13 protein-coding genes are annotated in these 12,444 nt (G+C 59.0%); 7 read left to right on the top strand and 6 right to left on the bottom strand.

What is annotated here, in order from left to right:
• Positions 1 to 107 precede the first annotated feature (107 nt).
• From TU81_RS19015 to TU81_RS18995, 5 genes are all read left to right on the top strand, one after another.
• Entirely contained in the window at positions 108 to 1,502 is a 1,395-nt protein-coding gene (locus TU81_RS19015) for a COG3014 family protein (protein WP_048396290.1), read from the top strand.
• 205 nt (positions 1,503 to 1,707) lie between these two features.
• Positions 1,708 to 3,102, top strand: coding sequence for a COG3014 family protein (locus TU81_RS19010; protein ID WP_048396289.1), 1,395 nt, complete (start codon positions 1,708 to 1,710; stop codon positions 3,100 to 3,102).
• A 15-nt stretch (positions 3,103 to 3,117) separates the two neighbouring features.
• Positions 3,118 to 3,489, top strand: a complete 372-nt coding sequence (locus TU81_RS19005) for a YcfL family protein (RefSeq protein WP_038980807.1) — start codon at positions 3,118 to 3,120, stop codon at positions 3,487 to 3,489.
• A gap of 39 nt (positions 3,490 to 3,528) precedes the next feature.
• Positions 3,529 to 4,116: a penicillin-binding protein activator LpoB gene (lpoB, locus tag TU81_RS19000; RefSeq protein ID WP_007899345.1), complete on the top strand. Its 588-nt coding sequence runs from the start codon at positions 3,529 to 3,531 to the stop codon at positions 4,114 to 4,116.
• A gap of 3 nt (positions 4,117 to 4,119) precedes the next feature.
• Positions 4,120 to 4,863 carry a hypothetical protein gene (locus tag TU81_RS18995; protein WP_038980805.1) on the top strand — a complete coding sequence of 248 codons (744 nt, stop codon included), beginning with the start codon at positions 4,120 to 4,122 and terminating at the stop codon, positions 4,861 to 4,863.
• A 232-nt stretch (positions 4,864 to 5,095) separates the two neighbouring features.
• On the opposite strand, the gene TU81_RS18990 is transcribed toward TU81_RS18995, so the two are convergent.
• The 3 genes from TU81_RS18990 to TU81_RS18980 form a co-directional block, all read right to left on the bottom strand.
• The gene (locus tag TU81_RS18990) at positions 5,096 to 5,728 is read right to left on the bottom strand and encodes a LysE family transporter (protein WP_048396288.1); all 633 of its coding nucleotides are present in this window, start codon (positions 5,726 to 5,728) and stop codon (positions 5,096 to 5,098) included.
• A gap of 251 nt (positions 5,729 to 5,979) precedes the next feature.
• Positions 5,980 to 6,561: a mechanosensitive ion channel family protein gene (locus TU81_RS18985; RefSeq protein ID WP_038980803.1), complete on the bottom strand. Its 582-nt coding sequence runs from the start codon at positions 6,559 to 6,561 to the stop codon at positions 5,980 to 5,982.
• Positions 6,561 to 8,471 (bottom strand): ATP-binding cassette domain-containing protein, encoded by a 1,911-nt coding sequence (locus TU81_RS18980; protein WP_038980802.1) that lies wholly within the window; start codon positions 8,469 to 8,471, stop codon positions 6,561 to 6,563. Before TU81_RS18980 ends, TU81_RS18985 begins: the two co-directional genes overlap by 1 nt.
• Positions 8,472 to 8,521: 50 nt before the next feature.
• Between TU81_RS18980 and TU81_RS18975 the strand changes: the two genes are divergently transcribed.
• On the top strand, positions 8,522 to 8,986 hold the full coding sequence (locus tag TU81_RS18975; protein WP_048396287.1) for a TIGR02444 family protein: 465 nt from the start codon (positions 8,522 to 8,524) through the stop codon (positions 8,984 to 8,986).
• Here the strand turns inward: TU81_RS18975 and TU81_RS18970 are convergent.
• Positions 8,983 to 10,125: an AlgP family protein gene (locus TU81_RS18970; RefSeq protein WP_048396286.1), complete on the bottom strand. Its 1,143-nt coding sequence runs from the start codon at positions 10,123 to 10,125 to the stop codon at positions 8,983 to 8,985. The two genes, TU81_RS18975 and TU81_RS18970, sit on opposite strands and share 4 nt — an antisense overlap.
• A gap of 192 nt (positions 10,126 to 10,317) precedes the next feature.
• On the opposite strand from TU81_RS18970, the gene TU81_RS18965 reads away from it, so the two are divergent.
• Positions 10,318 to 10,983 (top strand): FKBP-type peptidyl-prolyl cis-trans isomerase, encoded by a 666-nt coding sequence (locus TU81_RS18965; RefSeq protein WP_038980798.1) that lies wholly within the window; start codon positions 10,318 to 10,320, stop codon positions 10,981 to 10,983.
• Between the two features lie 61 nt (positions 10,984 to 11,044).
• Here the strand turns inward: TU81_RS18965 and TU81_RS18960 are convergent, their stop codons facing one another.
• On the bottom strand, positions 11,045 to 11,503 hold the full coding sequence (locus tag TU81_RS18960) for an Rsd/AlgQ family anti-sigma factor (protein WP_007899333.1): 459 nt from the start codon (positions 11,501 to 11,503) through the stop codon (positions 11,045 to 11,047).
• Positions 11,504 to 11,682: 179 nt separating this feature from the next.
• Positions 11,683 to 12,234: a disulfide bond formation protein B gene (locus TU81_RS18955; RefSeq protein ID WP_038980796.1), complete on the bottom strand. Its 552-nt coding sequence runs from the start codon at positions 12,232 to 12,234 to the stop codon at positions 11,683 to 11,685.
• Positions 12,235 to 12,444: the final 210 nt, after the last annotated feature.

Below are 12,444 nucleotides of genomic sequence, written 5' to 3'. Positions count from 1 at the left end.
CAATGAGTTTCACTCAAGCTTTGTTGGTATTTCCTGCGTAGCTGCGTATAAATTCAGCGGCCAATTGCCACCCTCCGTCGGTTTCGTTCAGGGAAGAATCAACGTCCATGCGTTCACTCCTGTTTTTCTCACTGCTGTTAAGCCTTGCCCTGACCGGTTGCGCCGCCTACCGTGACTACGACCTGGAACTGGAGCAAACGACCGCCCAGTTGAAAGCGGGAAATCCGCAGGGCGCTCTCCAACTGCTGGAGCTGCACAATCCGTCAGAAGAACGGGATTTGCTCTACTACTTCGAAAAAGGTGCAGTCCTGAGTGCCGGTGGTGCGCTGCCGCAAAGCCAGGTTGCCTGGCGCAGTGCAGAGCAAATGGTGATCCAGCGCCAGGACACCGTCGAGTCTGCCGGCACACAGCTCTTGTCCGCGATGGGCGATCATTGGGGCAGCATCATCAACGACAAACTGCGGCGCTACGATGGCTACGACTACGAAAAAGTCATGCTGACCACGCAAATGGCCCTGAACCAGTTGGCCGTGAATGACTTCGACGGTGCTCGCGCCGACATCAAGAAAACCCACGAACGTGAAGCACTGATTGCCCGTCAGCGGGAAAAGGAATACGAGCGACTTGAAGAAGAAGCCAAGGCCCAGGGCGTTCGCGTGCGCTACAAGGATCTCCAGGGCTATCCCGTGATGACCCTCGATGCGCCCGCCGTGATCGCGCTGAAAAACGGCTATCAGAGTGCGTTCAGTCACTACCTGGCCGGGTTTACCTATGAAGCGCTGGGCGAGCGTAATCTTGCCGCCCCGGGATATCGCCAGGCCATCGAGTTGCGACCCGACCTGCCCTTCTTCGAGCAGGCATTGCGCGAACTCGACAAACCTGCAGCCAAGGCAAATGAAAGTGATGTGCTGATCATCGTGCAAAGCGGCCTGGCGCCGGCGCGCAGTTCGGTTCGTGTCCCGTACCCGGTGCGCCTTGAAGACAACCAGGTGATCGTCGCCAACGTATCGTTTCCGGTGATGGTTCCCGACACGTCGACCCCAGCGTTCACGCAGATGACTATCGACGGTCGCAAACAGCAACTGATACCCGTCAACAGCCTCACCGACATGTCGCTGCGCACCTTGCGCGACGATATGCCAGGCATCATTCAACGTACCGCGTATCGCGCCTACCTGGCCGCTTCTGTCCAGGGCACAGACAACCGGCGCGACCCGAGCAAAGCCTCCTACGTGACGAAGCATGATGGCTTCGAGCACGCGGACACCCGAACCTGGCGCACCTTGCCCAACATCACCCTGGTGGCGCGCTTGCGCCTGAAAAAAGGTGAGCACCTGATCAGCCTGCCCAACGCGCCGGGCGCCACGCCCCTGAAAGTCCGCATCGAGCAGAACCATCAGGTCATAGGCCTGCGAGCGCTGGGCGAGCGGGTTTACAGCAACGGAGTGGCTTTCGAACCTGCCATTGCGCCTGAAAGCAGTGCGGTATCCGGTCTGAAATAAGTAGTGGCACGGTGTGAAAAGATGTAATTAAAAAGCCATTACATAGCCAGCATCCCTGTTTATAATGCCGCGCCGTCGTTATTGCGATATGGCATTTAAGCTCCTCTTTTTATGAGGAATTGGCAGGACGCCAGTCTCCCTGCCGATAGGTCCCAACAGCCCGACCCGCACGCGGCTGCTTATATTCAGGGAAGACGTACCCCTTATGGCATTCCGTGCCCCCACCTTGATCGCGCTCAGCGCTGTCACGTTGCTTTCCGGCTGCTCGGCCTTTCGTAACTACGATTCGGAACTTGCGCAAACCAACCAGCAATTGGCTTCCGGCAACGTCGACGGCGCATTGACCCTGCTGGAAAAGAACAACACCAGCAAAGACAAAGACCTGCTCTATTACTTCGAGAAAGGTGAATTGCTGCGCGCCAAAGGCGACTTGTCCGGCAGCCAGAATGCCTGGACCAGCGCCGATCAGGTGGTGGGCAAGTGGGAAGACGCGGTCAAGCTCGACACCGACAAATACCTGGCTCAGTTCGGCAGCTTCCTTGTCAACGACAAGGTTCGTCGCTACGAAGGCTACGACTACGAAAAAGTCATGCTGACCACGCAGATGGCCCTCAACCTGCTGGCGGTGAACGACTTCGACGGCGCACGCACCGCGATCAAGAAGACTCACGAACGTGAAGCGGTGATTGCCGACCTGCGTGACAAGGAATACCTCAAGAGCGAAGAGCAAGCCGAGAAAGAAGGCGTGAAAACCCAGTACAAGGATCTTCAGGGTTATCCGGTAGCCAGCCTCGACGCGCCAGAAGTGGTCAGCCTGAAAAACAGCTACCAGAGTGCGTTCAGCCATTATCTGGCCGGTTTCGTCTACGAAGCCCTGGGCGAGAAAGATCTGGCGGCACCGGGTTATCGCAAGGCCGCCGAACTGCGTCCGAACACGCCGCTGCTGGAACAGGCGCTGGTGAATCTCGACAAACCCGCCAAGAACGATGACAGCGACATCCTGATCGTTGTGCAAAGCGGTCTGGCGCCGTCCCGCGACTCGATCCGTATTCCGCTGCCATTGCCGATCAGCAACAACGTGGTGATCACACCGCTGTCGTTCCCGATCATCAAACCGGATACCTCCACTGCCGCCTTCGCCCAGATCGGCGTCGACGGTCAGCAGCTGGACCTGACCCAACTCAACAGCACCACTGCCATGTCCCGGCGCGCGCTGCGTGATGACATGCCAGGCATCATCCTTCGCACCACCGTGCGGGCGATCACTCGTGGTGTGGCACAGAAACAGATCAACGAAACCAACCCGCTGGCGGGTCTGGCGGTCGGTATCTCTTCAGCCGTACTCGAAGGTGCCGATACCCGTACGTGGCGTACGCTGCCGGACAACACTCAGGTGGTGCGTCTGCGCTTGAAGAAAGGCGAGCACAGCGTCACGCTGCCGAGCGCCGTGGGCGGCTCGGTGGTCAAGGTCACCGTCGATCAGCGCTTTCAGGTCATCACCCTGCGCGCCGTGGGCAATCAAGTATTCGCCAGCGGCCAGGCTGCGCACGTGAGCCCGAGCGCCAACCCGACCACCGTGGCCAGCCTCAAACAACCTTAAGAACGGAGTCTTTGCATGCGCTTCAAATTCATCGCTGTCGTCGCCCTGGCCTTGCTGGCCGGTTGCGCCACCCCGCCACCGCCGGAGCCAGGCAGCGCTGCCAGCAAGGTCGTGGCCATGGGCAAGCTCAAGAACATCGTAGTCGGCGCCATGCGCGTGGCCCGGGAAAACGGCTTCATGACGGTCAATGCGCAGCTGAGCAACACCAGCTACAACAACAAGACCTTCTACTACCGTTTTGCCTGGCTCGGCCCTGAAGGCTTCCCGGTTGCCGAAGAAGAAACCTGGAAAAGCCAGCTGATGTACGGCGAGCAGACCAGTTTCATTCAGGCCATTGCGCCAACCGCCAAAGCCGTGGATTTCCGTCTCGAAATCAAAACGCCTTAAGCCCGACACCCTATTCGTTCAGTTCTAGAGAGCATTCCCATGTTTGCACGCTTTTCGTTCATCGCCGTCATCGCCCTTCTGGCCAGCGGTTGCGCCAACACTTCGCCAACGCTGGGCAGCAAAAACATCAGCTACGGTGACACCAAAGCCGTGGAAACCGTGACCAACGAGTTCGGCTCCACCGACCTGCAGATGATCGCTGAATCCATGACCCGCTCCCTGGCTCAATCCGGCATCCTGCAAGGCCGTCCGGTGGTTCAGGTCTACGACGTGAAGAACAAGACCAGCGAGTACATCGATACCCGCGAAATCACCACCAGCATCAAGACCCAGCTGATGAAGACCGGCGTCGCCCGCTTCGCCAGCGACAACACTGCCATGCAAAGCCAGGTTGACCAGCTCAAGCTGCAAAACCAGAGCGGCCTGTACAAGAAAAGCACTGTGGCCAAGACTGGCAACATGATCGCTGCTCAATATCGCATCGAAGGTTCGATCAGCTCGATCGTCAAACGCAGCAGTGATTACAAGGACGTCTTCTACAAATTCAGCCTGCAGTTGATCGACGTTGAAAGCGGTCTGGCCGAGTGGATGGACGAAAAAGAGATTCGTAAAACCACGGAGCGTTAATCGATGCGCACATGGATTGGCATGATGGCCCTGGCTTGCGCGTTCAGCGTGCAAGCGGCCCCGAAAGTCGCGGTAGCGGACCTGGCGTATCAGGAACGGGTGGAGCAATACGTCCACACTATTTCTGCCCAGAGCAACCACAGCCAGAGCTATTACGGCGCCAGTGGTTCGTCCAGTTACGAAGAGTACGAAGCAACCAGCAGCTACATCGAGCAAGGTGAACTGCGTAAATTCACTGGCGACATCAAGGGCGAGATTCTGCGCACCGGCATGTTTCAGCTGGTTCAGGGCACGCCTTATACAGCCTCGTCCAAAGGTGACGTGTATGACGTGATCAAGCGGATCAAGGCCGGTAGCTTCAAGGGTGCCGACTACGTGCTGTTCGGTACCGTGTCAGACATCGACTTCACCCGCGACATGAACGAGCTGGCCAACACTGACAGCTATTCGGCGGTACTGGGGCTGACGCTGGTGGCGGATTTCAGTCTGATCAACACCAAGACCTATGAGATCACCTCGGCCTTCACGGCGATGGGCGAAGGTCAGGACACCAAACTGGTGAATGGCCGGGACATCCGGGTTTCCCTGAACCGCCCACGGGTGGTGCGTGACGTGTCCAAGGCGTTGGGTGAGGATGTGGCTGCGCAATTGAGCCAACAGCTTGGTGGCGGTGGCTACGAGCAGCCGGGGCAAGCGCCGCTGCGCAATAATCTGCCACGGGATACGGCGCCGGTGATTCTGCACTGATATTTCAGTAGGCACCTGTGGCCAGGGGACTTGCCTGTGGCGAGGGGGCTTGCCCCCGTTCGGCTGCGAAGCAGTCGTAAATCCCGTGTACGCTGTGTATCCGGGAAATTGAGGTCACTGGTTTTGGGGCCGCTTCGCGACCCAACGGGGGCAAGCCCCCTCGCCACAAAAGCTCCCCGCCACAAATGAAAAAGGCGACCTGTGATGGTCGCCTTTTTTGTGCCTGAAGGTTTTACACCGCGGCTTTGCGCAGGGTCGCCATGAACGCCGCCGCGCCAATGAACAGCCCGGCAAAGGTGCGGTTCATGCGTTTTTGCTGCTTGGGTGTGCGCAGCAAACGCAGCACCTTGGCCGCCAGCCCGGTGTAGCCAGCCATGACGATCAGGTCGACACAAATCATGGTCACGCCGAGGATCAGGTACTGGGCCACCAGCGGCGCGTGGGGGTCGATGAATTGCGGCAGCACTGCGAGCATGAACACCAAGGCCTTGGGGTTGCTGACGTTCACCAGAAAACCGCGGAACATCAGCGCTATCGGCTTGCCGATCTGCCGGATGGCCGCGTCGTCGTTCATATCATTGGGCAGCGCGCGCCATTGCTTGACCGCGAGGTAGACCAGGTAGGCCACGCCAAACCATTTAATCGCATAGAAAGCCGTAGCGGAGGCCGCGAGGATCGCACCGACACCGGCAGCGACAATCGCAATCTGCAACGCCAGACCCAGTTGCAAGCCTATGGCGTTCCAGTAACCGCGCCAGAAACCGTAGCGCAAACCGCTGGACATCGACGCAATGGCGCCGGCACCGGGAGAAAGACTGATCACCCAGCAGGCGGCAAAAAAAGCCAGCCATGTTTGAAGCACCATCGCACACCTCGACTCAGACTCCTGACAGACGTCTAAGCTAATGCGCCTTTGGGCCAATGACTACCGTTTTTTGCAGGACATGGCGACTGTCGACCAGCGTTTACGGCTTGAAGGGCCCATCGTCTGACGGACCGCCATCGCGAGCAAGCTCGCTCCCACAGGGTTTCGGGCTGATCACAAACCTGTAATCCAACCCAAAAAATGTGGGAGCGGGCTTGCCCGCGATGGCGGTGTATCAGGCAACAAAAGGCTTACTTTTCGAACCCGTTCGAAGGGAACACATCAGTGCCACGCCAGCGTCGAACCGAGCGCTGGAAGAACAGGCTATTGGGCACTTGCACCATGGCGCTGCCGGTGCCGAGTTCTTCGGCTTCGATCAGCGTGGTGTAGAGCAGATTGATCGCCACTACCCGGCCTTTGACACCGGGCTTGTCGGTGGTATCCACCAACTCGACCACATCGCCAATACGGAATGGGCCGACGGTAAAGATCAGGATCGCGCACAGCAGATTGGAGAGCACGCTCCACATGGCGAAAAACGCCACGGCGGCTACTGCAACGAAACCGGACAACGCCGTCCAGAGCACCGTGGCCGACACGCCAAGGCGTTCCAGCACGAAGATCAGCGCGCTGCCCATGATCAGCCAGCGCAAACCGCCGCGCAGCGGCATGAAAAACTGCGGCGGAAACGGGTAGCGCTCACCCAATCGAGTCAGGCATTTAGCGACGACTCGCTGGGCGATATAACCGGCCAGCAGGATTAGCAGGATTTGCGCGACCAGCCAGAGCGGCTCGCCCCACCCAGCCGGTAAAGGCAGCTTGAAGGCTTCCATCAGGACAGCGCCTCCAGCTCCGCCTGCATGCTTTCCAGCAGTTCCAGCGCTTCCATCCAGGCTTCTTCCAGTTCGGCTTCACGCACCTTCAGCCTGGCTTGTTCAGCCAGCAGATCACGCAAATCGTTCTTGCGCATCGGCTCGTAAATGTCGCTGTCGCCGAGGCTGGTATCGATCTTCGCCAGCTTCTCGTGCAGCTTGCCCAGTTCGGCTTCAAGCTTGTCAGCCTCGCGCTTGTGCGGAGCCAACTGCTGACGCAATGCAGCAGCGGCCTGGCGCTGGGCCTTCTTGTCGGTCTTGTCCGGATTGACCGGGGTATTGCTGACCGGGGCATTGCGTTGACGGTATTCGACCAGCCAACGGGCGTAGTCTTCCAGGTCGCCGTCGAACTCCTCGACCTTGCCGTCTGCCACCAGATAGAAATTGTCAGTGGTGCTTTTGAGCAGATGGCGATCGTGTGAGACCACCAGTACCGCGCCACTGAATTCCTGCAGGGCCATGGTCAGCGCCAGACGCATTTCCAGGTCCAGGTGGTTGGTCGGTTCGTCGAGCAGCAACAAGTTCGGTCGATCCCAAGCGATCAATGCCAAGGCCAGACGCGCCTTCTCACCGCCGGAGAAATTCAGTACCGGCTCATCGATACGCGCGCCGCGGAAATCGAAACCGCCGAGGAAGTCGCGCAGAGTCTGCTCACGCTCGGTCGGCGCCAGGCGCTGCAAGTGCAGCAACGGGCTGGCCCTGGAGTCGAGGGAGTCAAGCTGATGCTGGGCGAAGTAGCCGACGACGGTGTTTTCACCGCGCGTCAGGCGACCGGCCAACGGCTCAAGCTCACCGGCGAGGTTTTTGATCAGGGTCGATTTACCCGCGCCGTTCGGGCCGAGCAAGCCGATCCGCGCGCCTGGGGTCAGTTGCAGCTTGACCTTCTCCAGAATGGCTTTGTCGCCGTAACCCAGTCGAGCATCCGACAGGTCGATCAGCGGGCTGGAAATTTTCGTCGATTCGCGGAAGACGAAATCAAACGGAGAATCGACGTGGGCGGCAGACAGTTCTTCCATCCGCTCCAGCGCCTTGATCCGGCTCTGGGCCTGACGGGCCTTGGTGGCCTGGGCCTTGAAGCGGGCGATGTAGCTTTCCATGTGCGCACGTTGCGCCTGCTGCTTCTCGTAGGCCTGTTGTTGTTGGGCCAGACGTTCGGCACGGGCGCGTTCGAAGGCACTATAACCACCGCGATACAGGGTGATCTTGCGTTGATCGACGTGGGCTACGTGATCGACCACGGCATCGAGGAAGTCCCGGTCGTGGGAAATCAGCATCAAGGTGCCGGGGTAGCTTTTAAGCCACTCTTCGAGCCAGATGATGGCGTCGAGGTCCAAGTGGTTGGTCGGTTCGTCGAGCAGCAACAGGTCCGAAGGGCACATCAAAGCCTGCGCCAGGTTCAGACGCATCCGCCAGCCACCGGAGAAATCTCCTACTTGCCGATCCATCTGCTCATTGGTAAACCCAAGGCCGGCCAGCAGCTTTCGAGCCCGAGCGTCGGCGGTGTAGCCGTCGGCGCTGTCGAGTTCCGAGTGCAGGCGGGCCTGAGCGGCACCGTCATGGGCCGCTTCGGCTGCGGCGAGGTCGCGTTGCACCTCGCGCAGGCGCAGGTCACCATCGAGCACGTAGTCGACCGCGATGCGTTCGAGCGTCTCGATTTCCTGACGCATGTGGGCGATGCGCCAGTCGGCCGGCAAGAAGCAGTCACCCGAGTCCGGGTGCAGTTCGCCACGAATCAAGGCGAACAGGCTCGATTTGCCGGCGCCGTTGGCACCGATGAGGCCGGCTTTGTGGCCGGCGTGCAGGGTCAGCTCGGCGTCTTCTAGCAGACGTTGCGGGCCACGCTGTAAAGTCAGGTTCTGAAGTCGAATCATAATGGCGGCGGAGTCTACCAGCTTCGCTCGCAACTGGCGCGAGTAGCACTATGTCCTCTGACCTGTGGAGCTTTTCCCTTGGCACTTACGCCCGTCCCGGCGTTGAAGATGCCTGCCTGCGATTGCAGTCGAGAGGGGTGAACGTGTGTCTGCTGCTCTGTGGTCTGTGGCTGGGACAGCGGGGTGTCGCCTGCAACGAGCAACGAATAAAGCAGCTTCGCGACGTAGCCGAGCCCTGGGACGTGGATATCGTGCAACCGCTACGGGCGTTGCGTAGGCAATGGAAGGCCGGCGCGGCCGAAGACGTCGAACTGAATACGTTGCGCGAACAAGTCAAAACCCTGGAACTGCAAGCCGAGCGACAGCTGTTGTTGCGACTGGAGCGATCGGCAAAGAGCTGGCCGCAGGATGAGGCGACCGATCTCTCGGCCTGGCTGGAAGGTATGGCGGCAGGCGCCGCCAACCTGGACCGCGACGCGCTGCATCAGCTGCGCGTCGCGGTAACCGGCACTTAAGAAGCGCTGGTTGGGTTGGTGCTGGTGCTCGACGACGCGGCTGGCGTTGGCGCAGACGTGGTGGTCGAGGTGGTTGCTACAGGCGCGGGCGAAGCCGAGGAGGCCGGGGTCGGAGTTGCTGGCTTGATCGCTGGCGCAGCAACCGGCTTGGCAGTGGCGACTGGCTTTTTCACGGCCGGTTTTGCTGCTGGCTTGGCTGCGGGTTTGGCTGCTGGTTTTGCAGCCGGTTTTGCAGCGGCGGGTTTGGCAGCAGTGGCTGGCTTGGCAGCGGCAGCAGGTTTCGCAGCAGCAGTTTTGGCAGCCGGTTTCGCGGCGGGTTTGGCCGCAGCTTTTGCAGCGGGTTTAGCAGCTGGTTTTGCAGCAGGCTTGGCTGCGGCGGTTTTAGCCGCGACAGGTTTGGCGGCTGGCTTGGCAGCCGGTTTCGCGGCGGCAGTTTTAGCAGCTGGCTTGGCAGCAGTTTGAGCCGCTGGTTTTGCCGCTGCGGGTTTGGCAGCCGTGGTTTTTGCAGCCGGTTTAGCGGCAGCTGTTTTGGCAGCAGCGGGCTTGGCGGCAGGTTTGGCAGCCGTCGTTTTAGCCGCTGGTTTCGCAGCGCTGGCAGCAACTGGTTTTTTCGCAGCCGGTTTTGCGGCTGGCTTGGTTGCGGCTTTCACCGCAGCTTTGGCAGCAGGCTTGGCCGGTGCTTTTGCAGCAGCTGGTTTGGCAGCGGCTTTCTTCGCAGGTGCCGCAGCTGGTTTGGCCGAACGCAGGGACAACGCCTTGCCGACAGCCTCTTGGACACGACCGACACCCTGGGCCAGTTTCAGGCTTTCTTGAGCGTCGCGTTTGAGTTGCAGGATGTAGCTGCGCGTTTCGGACTGGCGATCCTTGAGGGCATCGAGCAAGTTCTCAAGTTCTTTCACCGCCTCTTTGGCCTTGGCTTGCGCCTTGGCTTTGCCGGCCGCCGCAGCGTCCTGCAATTTGGTCCGGGATTTGTGCAGTTTTTCCTGCGCTTTTCCGCGCTGCTTTTCCAACTTGGCGAGCAGTTTCTCAGCATCAGCCAGAGCTTGGGAACAAGCGTTTTCCAAATGCTCGAGCAAGCTGCCCGAGAGTTGTTGGAGTAAGTGCAACGGAGTATTTACAGGCTTCTTGGTGGCCGACATGGTTTACCTCCTGGCTGACGTGAATGCGGCTCATACTAGACCTCTGCTGCTACCGCCGCTAGGGCATGTTGACAGTATCGAAAGCACTCCGTTGCAACGAATCAAAAAAGTTCTGCGCTTAGGTAAAACCAGTTCACCTTCGAGCGCATTCGCACTGGCATAATCCTGCGCATCTCAGGTCGGAGAGTGCCCATGTCGCGCTACCTTTTCTTATCGCTGTGCGTGTTTTTTTCCGTGGCCCAGGCCGCCGAAAAAACCGCCGCAAATGACGCTCACGATCTCGCTTACAGCTTGGGCGCAAGCCTTGGCGAACGCTTGCGCCAGGAAGTTCCGGATCTGCAACTTCAGTCGCTGCTCGAAGGTTTGCAGCAAGCCTATCAAGGCAAGCCGCTGGCACTGAAAGATGAGCGGATCGAACAGATTCTGACCGAGCATGAGGCTCGGGTTGCCATGCAATCGCCTGTGCCGCAAAGCGAACTGGCTTTAGAAAACGAGCGACGGTTTCTCGTTGAAGAAAAAGCCAAACCCGGCGTTCGCGAACTGGCCGATGGAATATTGCTGACAGAGTTGGTGCCGGGCACCGGTGCCAAGGCCGGTCCGAATGGCAAGGTCCAGGTGCTGTATATCGGACGCCTGCCTGACGGCTCGGTGTTCGACCAGAACAGCCAGCCGCAGTGGTTCAGTCTTGATAGCGTAATCAGCGGATGGCGCAGTGCGCTGCAAAACATGCCGGTCGGCGCGAAATGGCGCCTGGTGATTCCATCGGCCCAAGCCTATGGTGCCGACGGTGCCGGCGACCTGATCGCGCCGTTCACACCACTGGTATTCGAAGTCGAATTGCGTGGTGCTACAAGCTGAAACCCGGAAACGAAAAACGGCGCGCATAGCGCACCGTTTTGAGGGTGTTGCTGGATAAGGTTCAGGCCTGAACCGAATCCTCTTCCTTGTGAGCGGTGTGCAGCACTTCGATCAGGCAGTCTTCCAGTTCGAAGCGTTCGTGTAACAAGCCACCCAGCTCTTTGAATTTCTCCGCGACACATTTACCGGCATCACACAGATCGTTAAACGCCAGCAGCTTCTCGGTAATGACGTCGATGCGCGGGTAGATCGTCTCGGCCAACTCCAGACCGCGAGTATCACCGAACGCCTTGGCTTCGCCGGTCAGCTGTTCGTAGATCTCGAAATGCCCGGCAGACACGTAGTCGACCAGCACACCGCAGAATTCCTGCAACGGTTTTCGGTTCTCGCCCAAAGCTTCGGGCTTGGCGCCGAGAGCATCATAGGCCCGAACCAGTTCGTGACGCTCCTGCAACCAGCGATCGATCAGCAGATGCACTCCACCCCAACGTTCCTGAGCATTCTGACAACTTTCGAGCATGGTGATTCTCTCTTCCCTTGTGGGTCATGCTGCTCTACACCTGTCGCACACTTGAAGACCAAGATTCGACCAGGCAGAGCGTCATTCGAGCAACATAAATCCAATGACACGTGCGGGCCAGATTATGCCCGCGCGCCTATGGCTTCAAGGTACGCAGGAGATAAAGTTCATACAAGTGTTTAATCGCCCGCCAGCACCCGGTGCGACGACTCGCCGCTGAGCGGTCGCTGACACGCGATCCAGACAAGGCGCAGCAACTGATGCCCGCCCAGAATCATCATCGCAACGAAGAACAGCAGACTCCACTCCGGGATGCTCAAGTCGAACAGCGTCCAGGAAATTTCCGCGCAATCGGCGGTTCCTTTGAACATGCGCTGCACGACACACAGCCAGGGTGTACTGGCGAACAGATCGGCAAGATCAGATGAGCATGCCGATAACTGATGCACTGGATCGCTCTGCAACACCACCTGCCGCCACGCCGTGATGGTACCCGCCAGACTGCAAAGCAGACCCAGCAACCAATACAGGAAGCATCCAAAGCGGCCAGGCCCCTGCACTGAAGCCGCCAGGCAGACACCCGTGAGCAGTGCCAGGCAAACCCGCTGCAACAGGCACAACCCGCAAGGCTTGAGGCCGACCACATATTCCAGGTGATAGGAAACGCCCAAGGCCAGGGCACCTGCAATGAAAACCATGAAAAACAAGGAGCGTGAGCAGGCCAAAGACATGGCTTTTCCGTAACAGTAGAGACAGGCGGTTACGGTAGAGGAAAGCGCGGCAGCCTTTCAAGGCAGACCACCACGGACACTTCACCAGAAGTGTAGGGAAATCCCGACAGCGTCGAGAGGATTTGATGTAGTCCTCTGTAGGACTTTGCCGGCGAAGGATTACAACGCTGAAACAGTGGGGGATTCAGAGCGACTGCGCTCTTATGACAA

The sequence above is a fragment of the Pseudomonas lini genome, assembly GCF_001042905.1.
GTDB classification, from domain to species: Bacteria; Pseudomonadota; Gammaproteobacteria; order Pseudomonadales; family Pseudomonadaceae; genus Aquipseudomonas; species Aquipseudomonas lini.
The sequence above is the reverse complement of the archived record's forward strand: the minus strand, read 5'-3'. Positions and strand labels throughout refer to the sequence as shown.